25 protein-coding genes are annotated in these 22596 nt (G+C 65.3%); 10 read left to right on the forward strand and 15 right to left on the reverse strand.

Annotated elements, in window-relative coordinates; translation table 11 throughout:
* Nucleotides 1–11: 11 nt before the first annotated feature.
* Nucleotides 12–2234, reverse strand: coding sequence for a putative bifunctional diguanylate cyclase/phosphodiesterase (locus tag CH281_RS25965; protein WP_032392570.1), 2223 nt, complete (start codon nucleotides 2232–2234; stop codon nucleotides 12–14).
* Between the two features lie 199 nt (nucleotides 2235–2433).
* Between CH281_RS25965 and CH281_RS25970 the strand changes: the two genes are divergently transcribed.
* Nucleotides 2434–3144 carry a Clp protease N-terminal domain-containing protein gene (locus tag CH281_RS25970; RefSeq protein WP_027495137.1) on the forward strand — a complete coding sequence of 237 codons (711 nt, stop codon included), beginning with the start codon at nucleotides 2434–2436 and terminating at the stop codon, nucleotides 3142–3144.
* Nucleotides 3145–3154: 10 nt separating this feature from the next.
* Here the strand turns inward: CH281_RS25970 and CH281_RS25975 are convergent, their stop codons facing one another.
* Nucleotides 3155–4141 (reverse strand): NAD(P)/FAD-dependent oxidoreductase, encoded by a 987-nt coding sequence (locus CH281_RS25975; protein WP_052053614.1) that lies wholly within the window; start codon nucleotides 4139–4141, stop codon nucleotides 3155–3157.
* A 236-nt stretch (nucleotides 4142–4377) separates the two neighbouring features.
* Between CH281_RS25975 and CH281_RS25980 the strand changes: the two genes are divergently transcribed.
* Nucleotides 4378–4620, forward strand: a complete 243-nt coding sequence (locus tag CH281_RS25980) for a hypothetical protein (RefSeq protein WP_032369989.1) — start codon at nucleotides 4378–4380, stop codon at nucleotides 4618–4620.
* Here the strand turns inward: CH281_RS25980 and CH281_RS27085 are convergent.
* Nucleotides 4617–4775 carry a hypothetical protein gene (locus CH281_RS27085; RefSeq protein WP_167669096.1) on the reverse strand — a complete coding sequence of 53 codons (159 nt, stop codon included), beginning with the start codon at nucleotides 4773–4775 and terminating at the stop codon, nucleotides 4617–4619. The two genes, CH281_RS25980 and CH281_RS27085, sit on opposite strands and share 4 nt — an antisense overlap.
* Before the next feature lie 252 nt (nucleotides 4776–5027).
* On the opposite strand from CH281_RS27085, the gene CH281_RS25990 reads away from it, so the two are divergent.
* Together CH281_RS25990 and CH281_RS25995 are read left to right on the forward strand one after the other, a co-directional pair.
* Complete coding sequence (locus CH281_RS25990) at nucleotides 5028–5915, forward strand: SGNH/GDSL hydrolase family protein (protein ID WP_218829796.1); 888 nt, start codon at nucleotides 5028–5030, stop codon at nucleotides 5913–5915.
* A 61-nt stretch (nucleotides 5916–5976) separates the two neighbouring features.
* Nucleotides 5977–6618 (forward strand): LysE family translocator, encoded by a 642-nt coding sequence (locus CH281_RS25995; RefSeq protein WP_094695880.1) that lies wholly within the window; start codon nucleotides 5977–5979, stop codon nucleotides 6616–6618.
* On the opposite strand, the gene CH281_RS26000 is transcribed toward CH281_RS25995, so the two are convergent.
* From CH281_RS26000 to CH281_RS26030, 7 genes are read right to left on the reverse strand one after another with little or no spacing between them, the layout of a single operon-like run.
* A complete protein-coding gene (locus CH281_RS26000; RefSeq protein ID WP_080729912.1) occupies nucleotides 6568–7110 on the reverse strand; it encodes a winged helix-turn-helix transcriptional regulator in 543 nt (180 codons plus the stop codon). The genes CH281_RS25995 and CH281_RS26000 overlap by 51 nt on opposite strands.
* A 2-nt stretch (nucleotides 7111–7112) precedes the next feature.
* A complete protein-coding gene (locus CH281_RS26005; RefSeq protein WP_027495142.1) occupies nucleotides 7113–7616 on the reverse strand; it encodes a PaaI family thioesterase in 504 nt (167 codons plus the stop codon).
* A 46-nt stretch (nucleotides 7617–7662) separates the two neighbouring features.
* A complete protein-coding gene (gene atzF, locus CH281_RS26010; protein WP_094695881.1) occupies nucleotides 7663–9366 on the reverse strand; it encodes an allophanate hydrolase in 1704 nt (567 codons plus the stop codon).
* Nucleotides 9356–11380 carry a 5-oxoprolinase/urea amidolyase family protein gene (locus CH281_RS26015; RefSeq protein WP_032407889.1) on the reverse strand — a complete coding sequence of 675 codons (2025 nt, stop codon included), beginning with the start codon at nucleotides 11378–11380 and terminating at the stop codon, nucleotides 9356–9358. Before CH281_RS26015 ends, atzF begins: the two co-directional genes overlap by 11 nt.
* A complete protein-coding gene (locus CH281_RS26020; protein WP_032392566.1) occupies nucleotides 11377–12003 on the reverse strand; it encodes an urea amidolyase associated protein UAAP2 in 627 nt (208 codons plus the stop codon). The genes CH281_RS26015 and CH281_RS26020 overlap by 4 nt, the downstream gene beginning before the upstream one ends.
* Complete coding sequence (locus CH281_RS26025) at nucleotides 12000–12782, reverse strand: urea amidolyase associated protein UAAP1 (protein WP_094695882.1); 783 nt, start codon at nucleotides 12780–12782, stop codon at nucleotides 12000–12002. The genes CH281_RS26020 and CH281_RS26025 overlap by 4 nt, the downstream gene beginning before the upstream one ends.
* A gap of 6 nt (nucleotides 12783–12788) precedes the next feature.
* The gene (locus CH281_RS26030; RefSeq protein WP_094662428.1) at nucleotides 12789–14336 is read right to left on the reverse strand and encodes an amino acid permease; all 1548 of its coding nucleotides are present in this window, start codon (nucleotides 14334–14336) and stop codon (nucleotides 12789–12791) included.
* A gap of 187 nt (nucleotides 14337–14523) precedes the next feature.
* On the opposite strand from CH281_RS26030, the gene CH281_RS26035 reads away from it, so the two are divergent.
* Genes CH281_RS26035 through CH281_RS26050 form a run of 4 tightly spaced genes read left to right on the forward strand, consistent with a single transcriptional unit; the run spans nucleotide 14524 to nucleotide 17149 of the window.
* Nucleotides 14524–15225 (forward strand): TetR/AcrR family transcriptional regulator, encoded by a 702-nt coding sequence (locus CH281_RS26035; RefSeq protein WP_094695883.1) that lies wholly within the window; start codon nucleotides 14524–14526, stop codon nucleotides 15223–15225.
* On the forward strand, nucleotides 15222–15887 hold the full coding sequence (locus CH281_RS26040; protein ID WP_094695884.1) for an SDR family NAD(P)-dependent oxidoreductase: 666 nt from the start codon (nucleotides 15222–15224) through the stop codon (nucleotides 15885–15887). Before CH281_RS26035 ends, CH281_RS26040 begins: the two co-directional genes overlap by 4 nt.
* A 10-nt stretch (nucleotides 15888–15897) precedes the next feature.
* The gene (locus tag CH281_RS26045; protein ID WP_032382418.1) at nucleotides 15898–16338 is read left to right on the forward strand and encodes a cupin domain-containing protein; all 441 of its coding nucleotides are present in this window, start codon (nucleotides 15898–15900) and stop codon (nucleotides 16336–16338) included.
* Nucleotides 16331–17149 (forward strand): spermidine synthase, encoded by an 819-nt coding sequence (locus CH281_RS26050; RefSeq protein WP_057474529.1) that lies wholly within the window; start codon nucleotides 16331–16333, stop codon nucleotides 17147–17149. The genes CH281_RS26045 and CH281_RS26050 overlap by 8 nt, the downstream gene beginning before the upstream one ends.
* On the opposite strand, the gene CH281_RS26055 is transcribed toward CH281_RS26050, so the two are convergent.
* From CH281_RS26055 to uraD, 5 genes are read right to left on the reverse strand one after another with little or no spacing between them, the layout of a single operon-like run.
* Nucleotides 17146–17907 carry an IclR family transcriptional regulator gene (locus CH281_RS26055; protein WP_032385163.1) on the reverse strand — a complete coding sequence of 254 codons (762 nt, stop codon included), beginning with the start codon at nucleotides 17905–17907 and terminating at the stop codon, nucleotides 17146–17148. The genes CH281_RS26050 and CH281_RS26055 overlap by 4 nt on opposite strands.
* A 43-nt stretch (nucleotides 17908–17950) precedes the next feature.
* Nucleotides 17951–19351, reverse strand: coding sequence for a nucleobase:cation symporter-2 family protein (locus tag CH281_RS26060; protein WP_094695885.1), 1401 nt, complete (start codon nucleotides 19349–19351; stop codon nucleotides 17951–17953).
* Nucleotides 19352–19363: 12 nt separating this feature from the next.
* A complete protein-coding gene (pucL, locus tag CH281_RS26065) occupies nucleotides 19364–20254 on the reverse strand; it encodes a factor-independent urate hydroxylase (RefSeq protein ID WP_094695886.1) in 891 nt (296 codons plus the stop codon).
* Nucleotides 20255–20259: 5 nt separating this feature from the next.
* Complete coding sequence (gene uraH, locus CH281_RS26070) at nucleotides 20260–20598, reverse strand: hydroxyisourate hydrolase (protein WP_094695887.1); 339 nt, start codon at nucleotides 20596–20598, stop codon at nucleotides 20260–20262.
* Nucleotides 20591–21130 carry a 2-oxo-4-hydroxy-4-carboxy-5-ureidoimidazoline decarboxylase gene (gene uraD, locus CH281_RS26075; RefSeq protein WP_256984035.1) on the reverse strand — a complete coding sequence of 180 codons (540 nt, stop codon included), beginning with the start codon at nucleotides 21128–21130 and terminating at the stop codon, nucleotides 20591–20593. Before uraD ends, uraH begins: the two co-directional genes overlap by 8 nt.
* A 233-nt stretch (nucleotides 21131–21363) precedes the next feature.
* On the opposite strand from uraD, the gene CH281_RS26080 reads away from it, so the two are divergent.
* Together CH281_RS26080 and CH281_RS26085 are read left to right on the forward strand one after the other, a co-directional pair.
* Nucleotides 21364–21759, forward strand: coding sequence for an allophanate hydrolase-related protein (locus CH281_RS26080; RefSeq protein ID WP_032385160.1), 396 nt, complete (start codon nucleotides 21364–21366; stop codon nucleotides 21757–21759).
* Nucleotides 21760–21771: 12 nt separating this feature from the next.
* Nucleotides 21772–22596 (forward strand): hydroxypyruvate isomerase family protein, encoded by an 825-nt coding sequence (locus tag CH281_RS26085; RefSeq protein WP_094695889.1) that lies wholly within the window; start codon nucleotides 21772–21774, stop codon nucleotides 22594–22596.

Genomic DNA, 22596 nt, shown 5'->3' on the forward strand with positions numbered 1-22596 from the left:
TAACACCGTGGTCACCGTTGCTGCGCGGATTCGAGAAGCCAATGCGCGATGGGGGCGGGCCTGCCGTACAGATAGCCCTGCGCGAAACGGCAGTCGAGTTGCTCGATGATCGCGGCCTGTTCCTCGGTCTCGACCCCCTCGGCGACGGTCGTCACGGAAAGCGCGGACGCCATGGCGGTGATGGCGCGAATCAGCTGGACGTCGGAATCGGAGACGCCGATCTCGTGGACGAAGGACTTGTCGATCTTGAGCAGCGCAATCGGCATCTTGCGCAACCGGTTCAGCGAGGAGTAGCCGACACCGAAATCGTCGAGCACGATGAGTACGCCCATGGCGGCGAGCCGATCGAGCACGGTCTTCGCTGCGCCGACGTCGTCGATCAGAACACTTTCGGTGATCTCGAGCGCCAGGTCCGCACCGGCGACGCCGAAGGTATCGAGCACCCGTTGGACGATGCCCGGCAGCGAGTCGTCGCGCAGCTGCATCGGCGAGACGTTGACCGACATGGTGACGTCCTGCCCGTTCGCGCGCAGTGTCACCAGATCGGAGATCGCGGTGCGCAGTACCCACTCACCGATCTCCTCGATGAGATTGGTCGATTCGGCGATCGGGATGAACTCGTTCGGCGTCCGTACTCGGCCCTGCCAGTTCCAGCGCACGAGCGCCTCGTAGACAACGGTCTTGCGGGACTTCGTCGCGACGATCGGTTGGTAGTAGACCTCGAGTTCTCCGCGCCGGATCGCGCCGCGAAGTGCGGTGGCGGTCTCGATCGCCGATGTTGCTCGCGCACGCAAGGACTCGTCGAAGAACGCGTAGCGAGACGCCCCGAGAGATTTCGCGTGATACATCGCGGTGTCGGCCTCGCGGATGGCGTCGTGCAGTCGTTCGGCGTCGGCGATGCCCACCGAGGCCGAGACGTAGGCGGTGGCAGCACTGAGCGGGAACGGCTCACTCAGTCGTTCGATGATGCGGCGCGCCAACAGTTCCGAACCGGAACGGTCGCGGCGGGTGAGCACCACGAACTCGTCGCCGGCATAACGAACGACGGTGTCGGCGGCACCGACGGCCGCGCGGATGCGACGTGCCGCGGCGACGATCAACTCGTCTCCGACGCGGTGGCCGTACGAATCGTTGACCATCTTGAAGTTGTCGAGGTCGACGAACAGAGTGCAGGTGCGTCCGGGTCGCTGAGCGCGTTCGTGTCGGGCGTACTCCGCGTCGAGCGTCGTGCGGTTCGGCAGTCCGGTGAGCAGGTCGTGTGCCGCGAGGTAGCGGGCATGCTCTTCGCCGGTCTGCACTCGGGCCAGGGCGCGTTCGCCGCGGAGGAAAGCGCCGACCAGGATCGAGGCGAGCAACAGCGAGCGGACGATCAGGTCGCCGGTGGAGACCGCCGAACCGAGCAGCGGCACGGTCGCGCAGACCACCAACAACAACACCACGAAGACCACCCGACGGCTGCTGTGGGCGGGTGCGGGGGTCTGCCGGTGCGACACCGTGCGCATCGACGGGTCGAGCGCTGCCATCGCCAGCGACAGGTACGCGAACAGGTAGATGCCGTCGAGCAACCCCGAGGACGGAGCGTCGTCGGTCGTCGCCGCGAAGGCGTAGGACACGTCGCCGACGAATGTCGCCACCAGGGCGAGCAGCGCCCAGAACAGCGCGGCGGAGCGGGGTTTCGAGGAGAAGAGCAGATATGTCGTCAACGTGATCAGCGCCGCGTCGATCGCCGGATAAATCCCGTTCACCACCGTCGACACGGACGAACGCGGCAGGTCGAGGGCCGGAGAGATCAGCAGCAACCACGACAGGAACAGTGTGCCGAGGAAGATCAGGCCTGCATCGACGAGTGGGGTGATGTCGTCGATCGATCGGCGGTCTCGGATCCACCGAGACAGGGCGTATCCCACCAGGGCGTACCCGGTGAGAGTGAACAGATCCGGAAGCAGCGAGAACGATCGATCCAGCGCGTTCGGGTCGCTGCGAAACGAGACTCCGAACATGAACAGCACCGAGGCTCCGAACAGAGCCCACCAGCATCGGGCGTCGCTCGGGCGGTAGCGACGAATTGCCGCACTGATCGCCACGACCGATCCGACGGCGACGACAGCCAGAACGCCGGCACGCACGTCGGCACTGCCCTGGACGAACACCGTCACCGCGACGACGGCCACAGCAGCCAAGAACGCGGTCCGCACCGACGGCACGGCGAAAGGTGCAGCGGCCTTCGCATTCATCGAAGGACCCCACTTCCCCTCGCGTGCGGACTCGCACCGTCCCGACTGACGCCATCATCGGTGAATATACGTCTTTGCCTGCACAAACGGTGATCAGGGTCACTATTTGCCCTCGAACAAACCGCGACTCCACCGACCCTCGGGGAACAGGCGTCAACCAAGGGTTGACGATCGACGACCGTCAACCTAAAGTTGACGCATGACAGAATCGACGAAGATCACCAATCCAGTCCGACTCGACGACCTGATCGCCGCCATCGAGAAGGTGCACACCGACGCACTCGATCAACTCTCCGACGCGGTGATCGCCGCCGATGCGCTCGGCGACATCGCCGACCATCTGATCGGCCACTTCGTGGATCGAGCGCGTCGGTCCGGTGCGTCCTGGACTGCCATCGGCGCGTCCATGGGCGTCAGCAAGCAGGCGGTACAGAAGCGGTTCGTGGCCAAGGGCGGCGACGACCCTGCCGAGCTCGACGCCAGCCAGGGCTTCTCTCGCTTCACTCCGCGCGCACGAAATGTGGTGGTGGGGGCGCAGAACGAAGCCCGGGCGACGAGCAACGACCACATCACCACGGGCCACTTGATCCTCGGCCTGCTCGGCGAGCCCGAGGGCTTCGCCGCGAAGCTGCTGGGTGCGCAGGGGCTCACCGACGAGCAGATCCGCGCCGCGGTGACGGCGACGCTGCCCGCACCGGCCGATCCCCTGCCGGCGCTGATTCCATTCGACGCCGGTGCCCAGAAGGCACTGGAATTGACCTTCCGTGAGGCGCTTCGGTTGGGACACAACTACATCGGCACCGAGCACATCCTGTTGGCGTTGCTCGAGAACGAGGATGCCACCCTGACCGAGCTCGGGGTCCGCAAAGACGCCATCGAGAGCGGACTGGCAACCGCGCTGGGAAGCTGATGAACCGCCGTCAGGAGGCCATTGCTTCGGCCTGCTCGACGGCGAACCGAACGTCCTCCTCGATGAGATCACCGTTGATCGCGGCACCGGCCTTCACGCCTGCCGCAGATGCCGCGACGACGGTGTCCATGGGTGCCGCTACGTTGCCGGCCACCCACACTCCTGGCACGGACGTCGCCCCGACCGGGTCGGCCTCGATGTAGGTGCCCAGGACGTGCCCGTTCATCACCATCTCGGTTGTCTCGAGTCCCAATGACTCGAGAACGTCCGCGCGGGAAGTGAAGTTGGGGCCGACGACCACGGCGTCGAGCGCGACGGCGACGCCGTTCGCCAACGTGACGCCGACGATGGCGTCGTTCTCGACGTCGACTCGCGTGATCTCTTCTTCGACCACGACGATCCCGCGGGCGCGCATCCGCGTCAGATCCTCGGGGCTCAGTTCCGTTGCAGTGTGGGTGAAGACGGTGACGTTCTCGGACAGCTGACGCCACATCTGGGCCTGGTGTCCGGACATGACGCTGCCGATGATGCCGATCGCCCGGTCTCGGACCTCCCACCCGTGGCAGTACGGGCAGTGCAGTACATCGCGGCCCCAGCGCTCGGCGAGCCCCGGAATGCTGGGAAGAATGTCGGTGAGACCGGTGGTGACCAGAACGCGACGGCCTCGAACGACGGTGCCGTCGGCGAGGGACACGTCGAACCCGGAGTCGGTCCGCACCGCCGACGTCGCGGTGCCGTCGACGATGCGGACGCCGTAGTGCTCGGCCTCGATACGGCCGAGGCGAACGAGCTCGAGCGGAGATTCGCCGTCGCGCGTGAGGTAGTTGTGCGAATGGGCGGCCGGAGCGTTGCGCGGATCGCCGGCGTCGATGATCGTCACGGATCGGCGCGAGCGTCCGAGAGCTACCGCGGCGCTGAGCCCGGCGACTCCGCCGCCGACGATGATCGCATCGACGCGGACATTCTCGGTGGGCGCTGGGGCGTTATCTGAAGTCATGTCTGCAGTGTGCAGACGGGACTACCGCCTTGGCAAGATAAATTGCCAAAACAGCAACTCGTGAAAGACGAAAGTACCTCCAGGCGGTGCTCGCACTCGAAACGAGGTAGCTACCCCGTTTTTCGGCGCCTTGACAACGTCACCGGTCGCCATCGCCAGCCGTAAGCGCGGATCCACCGCTTGAACAGGCTGTTCGGTTGCGGTGTACTGGTCGGCAGGAACAAGTTGGGGGCGCTATGGGGAATTTCCACATCGGGGATACGGTCGTCGCTATCCGAAATCTGGGCCGCGTGCGGTGGCGAAGCGGCATTCCCAAGGGAACCGTGGGGATCGTCGTAGGCATCGACTGGCTCGGCGACGCTCGAGTGGACTTCACCGCCGACGCATCGATGCGAGCGCGCGGAGAAGCGCTGGAACACATCGTGGCCGACGGTGACGTCCGAACGGTGCGCGCCGCGCCTCGCCGCTTGTTCGGCTAGTTGCCGTCGGTTCGCTCGTCGTCGGTGGCCGGTCCGGTTTCGATGGCCCCGCCCTCGCTGGACCAGTCGTTGGTGTCTGCGCCCGCAGCCGGGTCGGACTGCACGTCCTTGTCGGCGTCGGGGGCAGAGTTCTCGTCGTGCTTCGGATCAGTCATGTGTGCGGTGTACCCGTGCGGTGCCGGACGAACCGTCGGCACCGCACGGATGGCAATCTGCCGGTCCTACAGTCCGAAGGGCAGCGTTCCCGGTGCCAGCTCGAAGCCGCTGCTACCAGCAGAAATGGAGCCGAAGCCGGCCAGGATCGCGTTGATGAAGTTGGTGATCATGCGATGTTCCTTTCCTTCGATGTGTAGACGTACTCGTGGGACAACCCGGTCGAGGTTACCGGCCGCGGTAGCGTCGAACCTGTGAGGAACCCTGGGATCTACGTCGGGATTGCTGTTGCCGTGAGCCTGCTTGCGGCGTGTTCTTCGCCCAGTGCACCGGACGCCGACGTCCCGGACACCCCGGCTTCGGTGCCACTGAACTATGTGGCGCTGGGTGATTCCGCGGCGTCGGGGCCACGCATCCCGGAGCAGGTGGGTGTGCCGGGCTGCGAGCAGTCCGACTCGAACTACCCGCACGTCGTCGCGGCTCAGCTCGAGGTCGCGTCGTTCGTCGACGTCACGTGCGGCGGGGCCGTGACCGAGAACCTCGTCTCGACGCCCCAGAGCACCTCCAGCGGGGATCAGCCCGTCCAACTCGACGCGGTGACGCCCGAGACCGATCTGGTCACGGTGACGATCGGTGGCAACGACATCGGGCTCGTCTCGACCGCGGTGGGTTGCTTGACGTTCGCGAATTCCTCGACAGGCAACGTCTGCAAGGACCGGCTCACCGCCGGCGGCGTCGACACCGTCGCCGCCGCCATCGCGGACAAGGCTCCGGGTTGGGGCGCGATGCTCGACGCGGTGGCCGAGCGTGCGCCCGACGCGCGGATCCTCGTCGTCGGATACGGAACGTATCTCCCCGACGGCGGCTGCTTCCCGACCCAGCCGGTTCTCCCCGAGGACGCCGACTACATCCAGAGCAGCATCACCGCCATGAACCAGGCGCTGAAGACACAGGCCGAGGAGCACGGGGCCGAGTTCGTCGACACCGAGGCGCTCAGCGTCGGCCACGATGTCTGTGCGGCAGTCGATCAGCGGTACTTCGAGGGCGTCATCCCGGAGAACCCCGCTGCGCCACTGCACCCGACGGCAGCCGGCATGGCCGCCATCGGTGACGAGGTCGCCTCGATCGTGCGAAGCGAATAGGTGTCCACGGGAAGGTAACTGGCTCTACCCAGGCGGTCGACTATCGGGAAGTGTCGACCGTATGGTCTCGTGGTCTGCAGTATTCGGCGTGTTCGCCGTCGCCCTCGTGTTGGTTCTGACACCTGGTCCCAACATGATCTACCTTGTCTCGCGCAGCATCTCGCAGGGGCGGCGGGCGGGAATGGTGTCCCTCGCAGGTGTGGCTGTCGGCTTCCTGGTCTACCTGACGGCGACCAATCTCGGCTTGGCTGCAGTGTTCACGGCCGTGCCTGCGCTGTACGTCTCGGTCAAGCTCGCCGGTGCCGCCTACCTCGGTTGGCTTGCGGTGCAGGCCCTACGCGGAACAGTCTCCGCCTTCGAGCCGACTGCGCTGCAGCAGGATTCGAACCGCAGGCTGTTCATGATGGGGCTGGTGACCAACCTGCTGAACCCGAAGATCGCCATCATGTACATCTCGGTCATTCCGCAGTTCGTCGATCCTGCTGCCGGACCCGTTCTGCTGCAGGGTTTCGCACTCGGCGGCGTGCAGATAGCTGTAGCGGTTGTGATCAACCTGGCCATCGTGGTGCTGGCCGGATCGATCGCCCGATTTCTCGCCGTCCGGCCGACGTGGCTGAAGGTGCAGCGTTACCTGATGGGCACAGTGCTCGGGTTACTGGCGGTCCGTGTCGCTACCGACGGCGGGCGACCGCTCCCGGCGTGATCGACGCGTGGCACGCAGATCCGGATCCAACCGTCGCCGTATGCCTTCGGATGCAGCCGGCCCCGGAAGGAACTGCGCGTGGCTCTCGCGCAGAGTCCTTCCTGTCTCGCGGTCGACGAGGACCGGATCGATCGGTCGGCCATCTCCGTCCACCAGCACCACCCGCCGATCCCGTTGCGGCACATGCTTGTTTCCCCATGCATACAGAGCGACGATGACCGTGCTGAGTTCACGGGCCCGCGCCGTCGGTACGTACTCGTGGCGCGGGGGGTGCTCACTGTATTGCACCTTGGTCAGCATCCCGCCGTCGACCAGGCCTTTGAGTCTGCGCGCCAACATGTTCGGAGCAATACCGAGATTGGACTCCAGCTCGTCGAAGCGAGAGAAGCCGTCGAGCACATCCCGCAGGATCAGCAGCGTCCACCATTCGCCGACCTGCTCGAGCGCCCCGGCGATGGGGCACTCCATGTCCGCGAAACTACGGCGTTGCATTGCTACTTTCCAGGGATGACGAGCAAGGAACTCGTCCCGGTCGCGACGACCCTGCCGGTGTTGTCGACCACCGAACCCTCGGTGAAGATCACTCGCGAGCCGCTCTTGACCACGGTCCCCGTGGCCGTCAAAGGTCCGCTGTGAGAGTGCACCGGGCGTTGGTAGCTGACGTTGATGTCGATGGAGGTGTACCCGGTGCCTGCCGGGAGCGTGGTGTGGGCCGCGCAACCGAGGACTGTGTCGAGAAGCGTGCACACCAGACCGCCGTGCACCATGCCGATCGGGTTGTAGTGCGCCTCGGACGGTTCGCACTCGAACACCACTTTGCCGGTTTCGACCAAGACCGGGGAGAACTGCATGAGGGCGGCGATGGGCGGAGGTGGCAGCTCGCCACTGACCAGCGCACGCATGGCGTCGAGACCGCTCATGGTGGACGCAGTCTTCAGCACCTCGGCGGGGTCGACCCACGAGAAGGTCTGCGATCGTCGTTGCTCATCAGTGATCATGTGTCTCGCCTGTCCTCGAGTAACTATCACCATGATAGTCAGCTGCTCAGGATAGTAACCCCTGATCGCGGTAGGCGCGCCAACCGCCGTACTCGGTGATGTCGGCGCCCTTCTCGGCCGCGTCGTGGGCGCAGCAGAACCCGGTGACCCAACGTCCGTCCGACAACTCGACGGGACCGAGGCCCATCGGCGCGGGCAACCCGGCGAGGAAGGTGCCGAGCGCGGCGGCGGACATCCGGTACAGCTCTCCGGCTATGGGTGCGCCGTCCCCTTCCCGCCGCACCAGACCGGGCTTGGGCGGTGTGGTGTGCAGATCCACGAGTCGATAGTCCGCAGACGTGGTCACCTCGCCGCTGAACCGTGCGCCCCGATCGGTCAGTTGGCTGTGCACCGGGAACCCGCGCAGGTGTGCCCCGACGGCCAGCACCTCGATGCCGTCGTCGATCAACGAGGGTGACGGCGCTTCGCTCAGCCGAGCAGCGAGGTCGACGGCGATCTGATCCTCGAATGCAGGCACGACGAACATCACTCCGAATGGAGTGCCGTCGGGCGTCGGGGCGCCGGGAACGGCCACCGCAGCCATGTCGAGCAGGTTGCAGAAGTTCGTGAACGTGCCGAGGCGTCGGTTGATACCGATCGGATCCGCCTGCACTGCAGCGATACTCGGATGTTCGGTGGTGGTGGGCAGCAGCAGACCGTCGACGTCTCGTAGCATTTCGCGGGCAGCCGTCTTGGCCTGGGTGAGCGTGCCCAGATCGTCCACGTACCGGTGCGCGGACGGGCCGGCTGCAGAGCGGACGATGGCAGCGACCGTGGGATCGGCACCGTCCGGAGCGGTGTCGAGAAATTGCCCGACGGCCGAATAGCGCTGCGCCACAATGGCTCCGTCGTACAGCAGTGTCGCCGCATCGAGCAGCCCCGAGATATCGACCTCGATGTGGGTGAAGCCCTTCTCGGCCAGGCCTGCGACCGTCTCCTCGAATGCCCGACGGTATGCCGGGCTCAGCGATACCAGATCCGTGGCACGCGGAACGGCGACCCGGGGTTCCGGCGACGCGGCCAGTCGTACGTCGGCGGGCCAGGCCCGGCTGCGTGGATCGGTGGTGGTCGGACCGGTCATCACTTTGATTGCTGCCGTGGCACTGTCGAGATCGTGGGCCAGAACGGTGACGCAGTCGTAGTCGGCGCAGGCGGGAACGACGCCGGTGTTCGGCACGATCCCCAGTGTCGCCTTGATGCCGACGAGTCCGTGGAACGCGGCGGGAACTCGCCCGGATCCGGCTGTGTCGGTGCCGATTCCGATGTCCGCGATCCCCAGTGCCACCGCCACTGCCGAGCCGGAACTGGACCCGCCCGAGACCAGCGTGGGGTCCCAGGCGCAGCGCACTGCTCCGTAGGGGCTGCGGGTGCCGACCAGTCCGGTGGCGAATTGGTCCAGGTTGGTCTTGCCGAGTATCAGAGCGCCCTGGCTCGTCAATCGCTCGATGGCGACGGCGGAGACTGCTGGTGTGTAGGCGAATTCGGGGCACGCCGCAGTAGTGGGCAGACCGGCGACGTCGATGTTGTCCTTGACCGCAACCAGCACGCCGGCGAGCGGCAGATCTGCACCTGCCTCAAGTGCGCGTTCGAGCGCCACCGCCTCGGCCAGTACGTCGTCCTCGTCGCGCAGGGTGATCCACACCTCGGGTCGGTCGACCTCCGCGATTCGCTTGTACGCCTGCAGAACTCGTTCTCGTACCTCAGGCAGCATCGATCTTGCCTCTCTTGTCGAATTCTCCGGCTGCCGACCACGCGTCCCGCTCGGCGCCGAAGGCCACGGCCTGAGTCGCGCGGAACTCCGCGATGGATTCGGCGTTGGACTCGAGGAAGTTCTCGTGCTCGGCGAGCGAGAACTCACCGTCGGTGATCTCGACTCCACCGCCTCGGCCTGCCGCGAGATCCGCGCGCAGGTCCATCAGCTCCTCGGGTTCGACCGAGTACCAGGAGATTCGGTCGAAGAACCGCAACAGCCACGGGGTTCCTTCCTCGAACGGGCCTCCGCTGTACGTGGCACTGTGGTTCCACACCTGCGTGGTTCGGCCGACGAACTGGTATCCGCCGGGACCCTCCATGCCGTAGATGCAGAGGTATGCCCCGCCGATGCCGACGGCATTCTCCGGCGTCCACGTGCGTGCCGGGTTGTACTTCGTCGTCACCAGGCGGTGACGCGGATCCAGCGGAGTCGCCACCGGGGCACCGAGGTACACGTCACCGAGCCCGAGCACCATGTAGTCCGCCGCGAAAACGGTATCGAAAACGTCTGCGACGGAACCGAGTCCGTTCATCCGCCTGATGAATTCGATGTTCCAGGGACACCACGGGGCGTCGGCACGCACGCCGTGCATGTACCGCTGAATTGCTTCGCGGGTCGACGGGTCGTCCCACGAGAGCGGGAGCCGAACCTGACGGCTGGGGACCACGAGTTCCGAGGCGGCAGGAAGATCATCCTCGACCTCGGCGAGCAGACCCATCAGCGAATCGATCGACAGCACATCGGGATTCACCTTGACCTGCAGTGAGCGGATGCCGGGGGTCAGATCCAACAGGCCTCGGGGCGCGATGGCTTCGACACGCTGATGCAGCGCGTGCACCCGTGCTCGCAGGGTGAGGTCGAGTTTCATGTCGCCGTATTCGACCAGCACGTTGTCGTCCCCAGATCGCCGGTAGGTGACGCAGGTATCGGCGTCACGCCGAGCGATGACGCCGTCGTCCCCGTCACCGCCGGCGGAGAAGACCGCGGGTAGTGATGCGCGCCGAGCGAGGCCGAGCGATCCCAGCGGCGCGGTGGCTGCAGCCCGGACCGGCACGAATCGGATGGTGTCACCGGGCCGAAGCTGGCCGAGCTTCCAGCGTTCGGCCGCGACAACGGTGACAGGACAGACGAATCCGCCGAGACTCGGGCCGTCGGGGCCGAGCAGGATCGGGGTGTCGCCGGTGAAGTCCAATGCCCCGACGCTGTAGGCGTTGTCGTGGATGTTCGACGGGTGCAATCCGGCCTCGCCGCCGTCGGCGCGAGCCCACTGCGGCTTGGGTCCGATCAGCCGAACTCCGGTGCGATCGGAGTTGAAGTGGACCTCGTAGCGGGTGGCGTAGAGGGTGTCGATGTCGTCGCGGGTGAAGAACTCGGGTGCTCCGTGTGGGCCTTCGGTGACGGCGATGTCCCAGTTGGACGTCAGCACCGGCAGGTGTTCCATCGGGATCGGTCCGAGGACGGCTGAGTTGTCGGAGCGGCCGGCCAGTCCGATGATGTCTCCCTCGCCCAGGATGCCGCCGCGATGTCCGCCGAACTTACCGAGCGTGAATGTCGCTGCGCTGCCGAGGTAGTCGTCGACGTCGAGGCCGCCCTGGATCAGGACATACACCCGCAGACCGTGTCCGGTGGTGGTGCCCACATCCAGTGTTGCTCCGGCAGGTACCAGAACCGGTCGCCACTGCGGGGCCGGTCGGCCGTCGATGCGCACCGGCACTGCGGCACCGGTGACGCAGACGTAGGTGTCGGCGTCGAACGTCAATGCCGGTCCGGCCATGGTCGATTCGAGGCCGGGTGCGCCCTCGGGATTGCCGAGCGCGGTGTTGCCGAGCCGGAACGACAGATCGTCCATCGGTCCCGACGGCGGCACGCCCACCTTCCAATATCCGACGCGTCCCGGCCAGTCCTGCACGGTCGTGATCATGCCGGGCCGCTGCACGGTCATCTTGGCGGCCTTACTGTTCACAGCGGTCATGATCGCGTCACGATCATCTGCACTGCGGTGGGCTCGAACCCGTTGCAGGGGTTGTTGATCTGCGGGCAGTTCGAGACCAACACCAGGGTGTCGATCTCTGCACGCAGCGAGAGCGTCTTACCGGGGGCCGACAGACCGTCGACGATGCCGAGGGTGCCGTCGGCGTCGACGGGGACGTTCATGAAGAAGTTGATGTTGGGGGCCAGATCTCGCTTGCCGAGTCCCCACTTGGAACCCTCGATGAGGAAATTCTCGACGCACGCGTGCTGGTGCTGGGTGTGATGGCCGTAGCGCAGGGTGTTCGATTCCTTGGAGCACGCACCGCCGACGGTGTCGTGGTTGCCGACCTCATCGTCGATGATCGTCATCAGCGGTGTCGAATCATCGCTGCGGAGAACGGTTCCGGTGGTCAGGAACAGGTTCTGTTGCGCGGTGACGGTCGCGGCCGCGGAGTATCGCAGTGAGTGATCGTGTGCGGCGTACAGCAGGGTGTCCACGGCCTGATTGCCGTAGAGATCGACGATGGTCAGGACGTCACCGGCCTCGACGATTGCCGACCAGGGGCCGAACGCGGGAGCGATCTCGTCTCTCACTGTCACCGTGTTCACTGTGCTGGTAGTCATTGCGCTGCCTTCCATGCGTTCTCGGTGTTCTGCACTGCGCGCTGGTATTCCGGCTCGGTGTTGTCGAGTGTGAGCAGCTCTTCCGGTGCGCGCCAGGCCAGTACGTCGAGTGTCGTCGTGTCGTACTCGGGACTGGGGTTCAGTGGGTGAGCGGTGTTGGCGAGCAACACGATCACCGGCAGGTGGATCAGCAGATCCACCGAGCGGCCCGGTCCGGCCGAGCCGGTGCTGACGAGGCTTCCGTCCGCGGCGACGGTGACGCCGTGGAAGAACGACAGTGACGGTCCGACGTCGCGCGGCTCGAGTCCGTGCTTGGCCGCGGCAAGGGTGAACAGCTCGCGGCCTGCCGGAGCGGACGAATGCGGTCCGCTCACTCCGTATTTGGCGATGTTCGTCGCCGTGGACGTGGTACCGCACAGCGCGTCGTGGTGACCGGAGGTGTCGGCGACGATGGTCGCCAGCACGCGGCCCTGATCCGAGAGCAGGGGGTGGCCCGCGCTCAGGTACGCCTGCCACGGAACCTTGACGGTGTCAGCGGTGTTGAGACGCTCCCACGGTGCGTCGACGCGAAAGAGCAGCAGGTTGGCACAGGCGGCACCGTCGACGTCGACGAGGCGCAAGCGGGTTCCGCGAGCCAGAACCTTCGTGGTGTAGCTGCCGCCGGGCACCGATTCTGCCCACGTCAGTTCCGACACGCCCTCCGGTGCTGTGGGGGCCGGTGCGAGGGTCGCCTGGGACCGCGCGTGTTCCTTGGCCGAATGGGTGGTTGCTGTGCTCATGGTGGTTCAGGCTCCGATCGTGACGGGCTTCGGGTGGGCTTTGCCGCGGGGCAGGCAGGCGATGCCCACGACGATCACTGCGAGGACGGTCAGGGGTGCGGCCCAGCGCAGCAGCGGGAATTCGCCGGTGGGGTCGAAGATTTCGGCTCGTGGCCACGAGAGGTTGACCACCATGAGCCCGCCGTAGAGAACTGCGGCGATGTTGACCGGCAGGCCGAGTCGGCCGAGGGTGAAGAGCTTCTCGCCGTCGGCGTCGTGCATGATGCCGCCGTGCGGCCAGCCCTTGAGTCGCTGGATCAGCAGCGGGACGGTCACCATCATGTAGGCGAGGTAGATGAGCACGATGCAGACGCTCGACAGGGTCGTGAAGATCGCGGAGTTCCCGACGTTCACGGCGAGGATGGCTACGCAGGCCAGGCCGATCAGCACCGAGGGTGCGATGGGAGTTCCGGTGCGCGAGTTGACCTTGGCCAGTGCAGCGGATGCCGGCAGTCGTCCGTCGCGGGCCATGGAGAACATCAACCGGGAGGCTGCGGTCTGGATGGCGAGGGTGCAGATGAACACGGCGATGGCGACGTCGACGAGCAGGACCTTGCCCCACGGCGAGGTGAGAATCGAATCGATGACGTACGGAAGTCCCTGCGTCGCAAGTTGACCGTCGGTGAGACTGGGTGCGGCCATCAGTGCGCCGACGATCATCAGGCCACCGCCGAGTGCCGATGCCGAGAGGGCCAGGCGGATGGTGCGCGGTGCGACGCGTCGGGGATTGCGGGTTTCCTCGGCGAGCTCGCCCGCCGAGCCGAAGCCGACCATGACGTAGGCGGCCATCAGACCCGAGACGATCCAGGCCCCGATGTAGCCGGGATCGGCTCCGGCACTGCCGGTGTCGAAGACCACCTGCGGGCCGCGCTCGGCATGGGTGAAGAACACCAGCACGAGAGCGATGACGCCGACGATCTCGCAGGTGACGCCGATGCTGTTGATGCGCGACATCCAGTTCACGCCGATGCAGTTGATGGTGGTGGTGAGTACCAGCAGGATCGATCCCAGCACAACGGCATTCGCGGCTCCGCTCGAGGAGGTGAGCGCGGTGTCCTCACCGATGAACTGGAATCCGCCCCAGATGCTGGGGAGTACGACCTGCAATGCGATGGCGGCGGCGGAGGCGGTGACGATCTGCGCGATGATCATGAACCACCCGGCGAACCAGCCGACCAGTTCACCGCCCATGCGCCGGGACCAGTGGTAGATGGCCCCCGAGATGGGATAGCGCGCGGCGAGTTCGGCGAAGTTCAAGGCGACCATGAACTGGCCGAGGAAGACCAGCGGCCAGGTGAGGAAGAAGGCCGGGCCGCCGAAGCTGAACCCGAGGCCGAAGAGTTGGAAGATGGTGGTGAGGATCGAGACGAACGAGAAGCCGGCGGCGAACGACGCGTACTTGCCGAGGCTACGGTGCAGCTGCTGGTCGTACCCGAGGGCAGCAAGATCCGAATGGTCCGTCGTACGAACCGGTTCCGATCCCGCGCCGGGGGCCGGCAATGTTGTCGAGCTCATGTTCACTCCTACGGGCGAGGTGGGTGGTGAGTGACCGCCCGCTGCATCGCCGAGGCGGGTTTCTGTCAGTTGATAGTTTTCGGCACCGCCGTTCCCGGGCGGTGTCCGTCGTGAAACAAGCTCGTTTCGTCTATTTCGATCAGATGACAGAAATCTCACCGTCACGTGGACCTGACAAGATGCAGTCATGACCGGCGCAGGCAGACCACGGCTGAGCACAAAGAAGCGGGCAGGAGACACCGCTCGCGAGGAAATACTCGACGCGGCAGCCGAGCTGTTCACCACTCGGGGCTTCACCAACACCTCGACTCGCGTCATCGCCGACGCCGTCGGATTGCGTCAGGCCTCGCTGTATCACCACTTCGCCACCAAGGACGACATCCTCGACGCACTTCTCAGCGGCACCGTCGACGCGCCGTTGGCCCTTGCGCAGCGAATCCGTGATTCCGGGGCCGAGGCCTCGACCCAGATGTACGCGCTCGCCTACTTCGACGCCGGGCAGCTGGCTGCGTCCACCTGGAATCTGGGTGCGCTCTATCTGCTGCCCGAGTTGCGCAGCGAGCGCTTCGAGACCTTCCGCGACCACCGCTACACGCTCATGAGCCTGTATGCGGCCATCGCGTCGGACACGCTGGTTGAACTCGGCTCCGAGCGCCGACCGGGCACGGAAGACCTGCCGTTTCGTCTGGTGGAGACCGTGGTGAACGCGCGTGCTGACCGCGAGAACGGACGGCGCGACCCGACGGTGGATGCGGCGGGGATTGCCGAGGCCGCCCTGCGGGTGCTCGGCTGGACCGCGGATGTCAGCGCGTTGCACGAGAGTGCGGAAGCCCTGCTCGAGGCGGTCGTCGGAATAGTCGAGGATTCTCGCTCCTTGCATTCGACATGACATCGATAGCAATAGTCGGAGCAGGTGCAGGTCTCGGAGCAGCAGTGGCGCGTAAGTTCGGCGCGGAGGGCTTCTCGGTCGGCCTGATATCCCGCAACCGGTCCCGTGTCGACGCACTCGCTGATCAGCTCGCTGCCGACGGTGTATCCGCCAAGGGATTCGTCGCCGATGTGCGCGATCCGGCCTCCATCGCCGCAGCGCTCGAGCAGGTCACCGAAACCCTCGGCCCCATCGAGGTGCTGCAGTACAGCCCGCTTCCGCAGAAGGACTTCATGCGGCCCGTGCTCGAGACCACCCCGGCCGACATGGTCGGTCCGGTCGAGTTCTCCATCTACGGACCCATCGCCGCCGTTCATCAGGTGCTGCCGGGAATGCGCTTCCTCGGCGAGAACAAAGGCACCATCCTGTTCGTCAACGGCGGTTCCGCAGTCAAGCCCGGTCGTACGGTCACCGGCACGTCCATCGCGTTCGCCGGCCAGGCCGCGTACGCGCAGCTGCTCAACGAGGAGTTGGCCGACGAAGGAATTCAGGTGTCGCAGTTGATCATCGGCGGTGCCATCGACGGCAAGGATCCGAAGAAGAGCCCCGAGGCTCTCGCCGAGCAGCTGTGGAGCCTGCACACCAAACGGGATCGCTTCCGGGTTCAGGTCGCCACGGATTAGGGTTGCGTCCATGACGTCGCTGCCCGACTGGGCTCAGAGCCTGGACCTTGCACCCCATCCGGAGGGTGGTTGGTTCAAGGAGACCTGGCGCAGCGAGGTCACGATTCCACACGCGTCTCTGCCCGACGGCTACCCGGGGTCACGTGCGGCAGGGACGGCAATTCTGTTCCTGCTCATGCCCGGTCAGCAGTCGGCCTGGCACACCGTTCGCGGCACCGAGATGTGGCTCTATCACCGGGGCAGTCCGGTGCAACTAGACCTGGGCAGTGATGGAACCCAGCCGGGTGAGGTGACCACGCTGCTGGTTGCGCCCGAGTCTCCGCAGCAGATCGTGCCACCGTCGGTGTGGCAGCGGGCGCGGCCGGTGGGCGAGGAGCCGAGCTTGGTCAGTTGCATCGTCACCCCGGGATTCGATTTCGAGGACTTCCGGCTCGAGGACTCCCATGGGTAGGAAGCGTGAGTCCGCTGGAGGGCTGAAGCCCGGCCTGTTCGAAATCGACTCGGGCACCTGCGAACTGGTGCGCGATACCTTCTCCGACGACGGGTGGGTAGTCAACGTCAACGACGTCCCGAGCTCGCACATCGACATGAACGACCCCACGGTGCTCGAGTTCGAGTACATGCGGTGGATCTCGGGACTGGTTCGAGCGCAATGGGATTCGAGCTTCCCGCTGCGGGCTCTGCATCTCGGGGGCGGAGCGTGCACACTGGCGCGCTCGTTCACCGCGGAGTTTCCCGGTGCGCGTCAGGTGGTGGTGGAGCTCGACGGGAAGCTCTCGGAGCTGGTTCGTGAATGGTTCGACCTCCCTCGGGCACCGCTGCTGCGTATCCGCGTCGGCGAGGCACGGGCCGTCACCGAGACGCTGAGCGAGAACAGCCGAGACCTGATCGTGCGAGATGTGTTCTCCGGAGCCACAACTCCGACCCCGCTGCTCACCGCCGAGTTCACCGAGCATGTTCGACGCGTTCTCTCGCCCGGCGGCATGTATGTCGTCAACTGCGGTGATCGACGCGATCTCTCGCTCGCGAAGCAGGAGGCGTCGACCATCGGAAGTATATTTCCGCACACGGCGATCGTCGCCGATCCGGCGATGCTCAAGGGCAGGCGCTACGGCAACATCATCATTGCCGGCAGTGACGTCCCGATCGGGGACTCCCCGGCTCTGGCGCGGGAGCTTCTCGGCGGAGCAGTCCCGGCGCATGTGTGGTTGACCGAGCAGGTGCGGTCTTTCGCCCGCGACGCGAGAGTGTTGAAAGATTAAGGCGCTGGGATGTTGCTCGCGAGATCTTTCGCGAGGCGTTCCGCGGCCGAGATCAGCAGGGGTACGAACTGCTCTGCCGACTCGAGCGTGACCCGAGCGGTGGGCCCAGCAATGGACATCGCCGTGAGCGTCGGAGCGCCGATCACCGGAACGGCGAAGCAGCGCACTCCCACTTCCTGCTCACCGTCGTCGACGGCGTACCCGCGTTCGCGGATCAGTGCGAGATCCTCGAGCAACGCATCGAGTGTGGTGATGGTGTTGACGGTGCGTGGGGCCATGCCGAGGCGGCCGACGATCGCGCGGACGGCGTCGTCGTCCAACTGCGACAGCAATGCCTTGCCGACGCCGGTGGAATGCGGTAACACGCGCTGACCGACCTCGTTGAACATCCGCATCGCGTGTTCCGATGGGACCTGCGCGACGTACACGGCCATGTCGTCCTCGAGAAATGCCATGTTCGAGGTCTCGTGGGTGATCCGCACCAGCTCGGCGAGATACGGCTTGGCCCATCCACCGATGAGCTTGGACGCGCTGTCACCCAATCGAATCAGTTTGGTGCCCAATGCATATCGGCGTGACGGCAAACGCCTGACGTAGCCGAGGGAGACAAGGGTGCCGATCAGTCGGTGCACCGTCGGCATCGGCAGGTCGGTGCCCTCGGCGAGTTCGCTGATGCCGATGGATCCGCCCGAGGAGGCCATGATGTCGAGCAACTCGAACGCTCGCTCCACGGACTGCACCCCGCCGCCTGCCGCCACAGTCCACCTCGCACCGTCGTAGTCGTACCCGTCCCGAAGAACTCTACTGGTGATGCCGCGTCGCCACCGGCGGTGCAGCGGTCACCACCGAGGGCGAGGGCTTCTGACCCTTCGTGATGACGTTGAACAGGATGTTCAGCACGACGGCCACGATGCTCGCGGCGCTGATGCCCGAGTCGAGCACCACGTGGACCCAGTCGGGGAAGGCCGCGTAGAAGCCCGGCACGGCGATGGGAATGACCCCGAACCCGATCGCCACGGCCACGATGACGAGGTTGAGATTGCCGTCGAACTCGACCTTGGACAGCGTCCGGATACCGCTGGCCGCCACCGAGCCGAACAACACGATGCCCGCGCCGCCGAGTACCGGCAGTGGAACCGATGCCACGACGAGCCCGAGGATGGGGAAGAGGCCGAGGAACAGCAGCACCGAGCCGCCGGCTGCGACGACGTAGCGACTCTTGATTCCGGTGACGGCCACGAGTCCGACGTTCTGGGCGAACGCACTGGCCGGGAAGGTGCCGAACACGGGAGCGATGGTGGTGGCGACCATGTCTGCTCGCAGTCCGTCGCCGACGCGTCGGGCATCGACGTCGGTGCCGACGATCTCGCCGACGGCCAGGATGTCCGCGGTGGTCTCGGTCATGATCACCAGGATGACGACGACCATCGACATGATGGCTGCCACCTGGAATGTCGGTGCTCCGAACGCGAACGGCTCCGGGAAGCTGAAGATTTCACCGTCACTCACGCCGGAGAAATCGGCCTTGCCGACCAGGACAGCGAACACTGTGCCGACGATGATGCCGATGAGGATCGACAGGCGCGAGAGCGTGCCCTGCACGAGCCGGCTGACGAGCAGAACCACCACGAGGCTGAACGCCGCGAGCCCGATGTTGGACATCGAGCCCCAGTCGGCGGCCTGCTGATCACCGCCCATCGCCCACCGAACCGCAACGGGCAGTAGCGAGATCCCGATGACGGTGATGATCGTGCCGGTCACCACCGGTGGGAAGAAGCGAACGATCTTGCTGAAGAACGGGGTGATGAGGATGCCGATGGCACCGGCGGCGATGATGGCTCCGAACACCGAGTTCAGTCCACCCGGGCCGCTTGCGATTGCCACCATCGTCGACACCGATGCAAACGAAATTCCCTGTACCAGAGGTAGCTTGGCACCGAAGTAGGGCACTCCGAGTGTCTGCAGCAACGTGGCCGCTCCGCTGACGAACAACGCGGCCGAGACCAGCAGCGCGATCTCGGTGCCGGTCAATCCCGCTGCGCCGCCGACGATCAGAGGTGGTGCGATGACGCCGCCGTACATCGTCAGGATGTGTTGCAATCCGTAGACGTACGACCTGCCGATCGACAAACGCTCGTCCTCGGGACGGGCGGGGTCGTGCGGCGCATGGGTCTTGGTCGACGCGCGTTTCGTCAGCTTCATGTCGGCTCGCTCCTAGCAGAATCCGGGCACGGTATCCCAGGCGCGGCCTGCGTCCGGGGCATCGTCGCGTTCCACCGTGGCCTCGATCAGACCGTAGGGGCGATCCGCGACATAGAAGACCTCACCGGGGTTGTCGAGTCCGAACGGCTCCAGATCGACGAGGAAGTGGTGGATGTTGGGCATCGAGAACTTGATCTCGCCGATCTCGGGATGCGCCTCGAGTACCTGCTTGCCCATCTGGAACAGGCTCTGCTGCAACGCAAGAGAGTGAGTCGATGCGAAGGCGTCGAGCATGATCGAACGGACGTCGTCGAAGGTCTTGTCGAAATCGAGATCGGTGGTGAGGTACCGCCAGCGGGCGCTGACCGACGTCGCGAGAATTCGGTCGGTGGTTTCCTTCAGCGTGGTGTAGCGGTCCTTCGGGTAACCCCAGAACTCCGACGCCGTCGAGTTGAGGACCACGAGGTCGCTGATTCCGGAGACGATGGAGATGTTGTCGCCGTCGACCGTGACGATGGTGTTCCGCTTCTCGTCGCCGGCCTTGACGAAGGAATGGTCGTAGCCGTCTTGACCGTTCGCGATACGCGACCACTGGTATTGCTCGATTTCCCAGCGACCGCCGGTGATCCAGTGGAAGTTGCCGGTGAAGTGCGCGCCGAGACGGAGTGCGAAGTCCTCGATGGCACCGATGCCGTCGCGGGCGAAGGCGTAGACGGTGTTCTTCTGGGTATCGGTGGCAACGACGTGGGCGTTGTCGCCCTCGGTGTGCACTGCCTCGAGGTCGCCGCGCAGTTGCGAGGTGACGCTGACGTCGGTGATGCGGTGGCGGGGCGTCTCGCGGTCGATGCGGACAAGTCTGCATTCGGCCTTGCCGTACTGGTTTGCTCCGAGCACGATGGTCATGGGTTCTAGCTCCCTCGATAGGTGGTGAAAGCGAACGGGCTCAACAGAAGTGGGATGTGGTAGTGCTGGTCGGGTGCGGTGATCTCGAAAGTGACGACCACCTCGGGGTGAAAGCATTCGGTGTGCTGGGCCGCGAAATACGCGCCAGTTGCGAAGGTGAGCCGGTAGGTGCCCGGCGTCAGTTCGGTGGGGCCGAGCGCTCCGACCCTGCCCTGCTCATCGGTGACGGCGTCGGCAACGTGGATACCGTGGTGATCGGCAAGGACGATCGAGACACCCTGCGCAGGAACGCCTCGCGCCGCATCGAGTACGTGGGCGGTCACATGGCTCTTCGGGTCAGACATCGCCGAGACTTCCTGTTGCGCGAATCTCGGCGATCTCCCGCAGTTCGTGTTCGACGACGACGGCCTCGGTCTCGGGGTCGTTGCCGAGCCTGCTGTGCAGAGCATCGAGAACTGCGTGGGCATCCCGGCCGGCGGCCCTGATCAGAAACACCTGCCCGAACCGGTTCTCGTAGGCCAGATTTCCTGCTCTCAGCCGCTGTTCGACGGTTGCGTCGGAGATGTCGACGCCGGATTGTTCGGCGCTCGCGTAGTCCGCACTTGCATCGTGATTGTCGGGTTTCTCGCCGATGCGCGGATGTACCGCAAGTGCGCGGTGTACTTCGTCGGCCGTCAAGGGTGCGGCAGCGTGATGAACGGCGTGACGCAGGGCCTGCATGTCGGTGAACGGGCGGGCGCTGATAACTCCCTCGACCCAGCGAGGCACGTCGAGGCAGAGCGAGAGCGTGCGTACCGCATCGGTCTCGGAGGCCGTGTTCAGATCGGCAACGGCTCCGTGTGCCTCTGATTCCGTATTACGAAATTTTGATTCCACCAAACGAGCGTGACACCGATCACACCGACTGTCAAGGGTTGATCCATGGCAGTCCATGTCGAGCCTTTCGGTGTTGCTGCACTGCGGAATTCGGCGGTTCGCAAGGGCCGCCTGGGCGTACGGGTCTTGACAGAGCTACGTGGCGCACGCCACACTCGAAACACATTACGGAATCAATATTCCGTATGACGGACTTTAGCTACTAACACTCGCCCCCTAGGAGGCACCACTTCATGACGGAACTCTTCTGCAACGGCGGTGCCATGCGCGGCGGCAGCCTGCACCACAACGTCTCCTCGCACCCGTTCGTGGGCACGGTGCGCACCACACCCAACTACCGGTTCTTCTCCGTACGGGACGAATTCCCGGCGCTGTTGCTCGATCACACCGCCGGTGCGGCCATCGAAGGCGAGCTGTACGACATTCCGCTCGACGACATCCGAACAGCGTTCCTCCCGGACGAACCACCGGAACTCGAACTCACCGTGGTGGCGCTCGAGGACGGTCGCTCGGTCCTCGGCGTCGGCTTGCGGCCCGGGGTGCTCGACGCGCAACCGGATGAGCTGACCGACATCACCTATGCAGGCAGCTGGCGTCGATACCGCGGACTGCCGCAACCTCAGAACTGAAAGGCACTGCGCATGAATATCTTTGCTGATTCTCGACTCCAGTACACCGTCAACTGTTCGATCCTCTTCACCGATATCCCCCTCCTCGATCGCCCGCAGCGTGCCCGCGACGCCGGCTTCGACGCCGTCGAATTCTGGTGGCCGTTCTCGAACCCGGTCCCGTCCGATGCCGACGTCGATGCATTCGTGTCGTCCGTCCGCGATGCGGGCGTACAGCTGACCGGCCTGAACTTCGCCGCAGGAGACATGCCGGCCGGTGATCGCGGAATTCTCTCCGATCCGGCGCAGGTACAGGCGTTCCGCGACAACATCGACGTCACCGTCGGAATCGGCGAGCAACTGGGCACCAAAGGATTCAATGCCCTGTACGGCAACCGCATCGACGGTGTGGATCCCCTGGATCAGGACGAGGTCGCCATCGAGAACCTGGCCGCCGCAGGCAGAGCCGCCGCGAAGATCGGCGGCGTCGTCCTGGTGGAGCCGGTCAGCGGCGCACCCGCCTACCCGCTGAAGTCCGCCGCCGGTGCCGTCGCGACCATCAGGCGCGTCGCCCGCGAGCAGGACGTACACAACCTGCGTCTGCTTGCCGACCTCTACCACCTCGCCGTCAACGGAGACGACGTTCCCGCAGCACTCGAGGCCCACCACGACCTGATCGGGCATGTACAGATCGCCGACTCCCCGGGCCGCGGTGAGCCGGGTACCGGCAGCCTCGATCTCCGCGGGCAGCTCACCGGTCTCGCAGCTCGGGGTTACGACGGCTACGTCGGACTCGAATACAAGGCCACCCAGCCGGATCCGTTCGCGTGGCTCGAACTGGCCACCACTACCAAGTAG

The sequence above is a fragment of the Rhodococcus sp. 06-221-2 genome, assembly GCF_002258365.1.
Lineage (GTDB): Bacteria > Actinomycetota > Actinomycetes > Mycobacteriales > Mycobacteriaceae > Rhodococcoides > Rhodococcoides fascians.

What these genes read in the sequence shown, in the direction of transcription:
- pucL (WP_094695886.1), bottom strand. Translation starts at nt 20,254, where the DNA reads ATGACCATCGTGCTCGGAGCAAACCAGTACGGCAAGGCCGAATGCAGA.
- CH281_RS26005 (WP_027495142.1), bottom strand. Translation starts at nt 7,616, where the DNA reads ATGATCACTGATGAGCAACGACGATCGCAGACCTTCTCGTGGGTCGAC.
- CH281_RS26015 (WP_032407889.1), bottom strand. Translation starts at nt 11,380, where the DNA reads ATGACCGCTGTGAACAGTAAGGCCGCCAAGATGACCGTGCAGCGGCCC.
- CH281_RS25970 (WP_027495137.1), top strand. Translation starts at nt 2,434, where the DNA reads ATGACAGAATCGACGAAGATCACCAATCCAGTCCGACTCGACGACCTG.
- CH281_RS26060 (WP_094695885.1), bottom strand. Translation starts at nt 19,351, where the DNA reads ATGAAGCTGACGAAACGCGCGTCGACCAAGACCCATGCGCCGCACGAC.
- CH281_RS26035 (WP_094695883.1), top strand. Translation starts at nt 14,524, where the DNA reads ATGACCGGCGCAGGCAGACCACGGCTGAGCACAAAGAAGCGGGCAGGA.
- CH281_RS26080 (WP_032385160.1), top strand. Translation starts at nt 21,364, where the DNA reads ATGACGGAACTCTTCTGCAACGGCGGTGCCATGCGCGGCGGCAGCCTG.
- CH281_RS26000 (WP_080729912.1), bottom strand. Translation starts at nt 7,110, where the DNA reads ATGCAACGCCGTAGTTTCGCGGACATGGAGTGCCCCATCGCCGGGGCG.
- atzF (WP_094695881.1), bottom strand. Translation starts at nt 9,366, where the DNA reads ATGCTGCCTGAGGTACGAGAACGAGTTCTGCAGGCGTACAAGCGAATC.
- CH281_RS26085 (WP_094695889.1), top strand. Translation starts at nt 21,772, where the DNA reads ATGAATATCTTTGCTGATTCTCGACTCCAGTACACCGTCAACTGTTCG.
- CH281_RS25975 (WP_052053614.1), bottom strand. Translation starts at nt 4,141, where the DNA reads ATGACTTCAGATAACGCCCCAGCGCCCACCGAGAATGTCCGCGTCGAT.
- CH281_RS26045 (WP_032382418.1), top strand. Translation starts at nt 15,898, where the DNA reads ATGACGTCGCTGCCCGACTGGGCTCAGAGCCTGGACCTTGCACCCCAT.
- uraH (WP_094695887.1), bottom strand. Translation starts at nt 20,598, where the DNA reads ATGTCTGACCCGAAGAGCCATGTGACCGCCCACGTACTCGATGCGGCG.
- CH281_RS26050 (WP_057474529.1), top strand. Translation starts at nt 16,331, where the DNA reads ATGGGTAGGAAGCGTGAGTCCGCTGGAGGGCTGAAGCCCGGCCTGTTC.
- CH281_RS26020 (WP_032392566.1), bottom strand. Translation starts at nt 12,003, where the DNA reads ATGACTACCAGCACAGTGAACACGGTGACAGTGAGAGACGAGATCGCT.
- CH281_RS27085 (WP_167669096.1), bottom strand. Translation starts at nt 4,775, where the DNA reads ATGACTGATCCGAAGCACGACGAGAACTCTGCCCCCGACGCCGACAAG.
- CH281_RS25995 (WP_094695880.1), top strand. Translation starts at nt 5,977, where the DNA reads ATGGTCTCGTGGTCTGCAGTATTCGGCGTGTTCGCCGTCGCCCTCGTG.
- CH281_RS26025 (WP_094695882.1), bottom strand. Translation starts at nt 12,782, where the DNA reads ATGAGCACAGCAACCACCCATTCGGCCAAGGAACACGCGCGGTCCCAG.
- CH281_RS25980 (WP_032369989.1), top strand. Translation starts at nt 4,378, where the DNA reads ATGGGGAATTTCCACATCGGGGATACGGTCGTCGCTATCCGAAATCTG.
- CH281_RS25965 (WP_032392570.1), bottom strand. Translation starts at nt 2,234, where the DNA reads ATGAATGCGAAGGCCGCTGCACCTTTCGCCGTGCCGTCGGTGCGGACC.
- CH281_RS26040 (WP_094695884.1), top strand. Translation starts at nt 15,222, where the DNA reads ATGACATCGATAGCAATAGTCGGAGCAGGTGCAGGTCTCGGAGCAGCA.
- CH281_RS26030 (WP_094662428.1), bottom strand. Translation starts at nt 14,336, where the DNA reads ATGAGCTCGACAACATTGCCGGCCCCCGGCGCGGGATCGGAACCGGTT.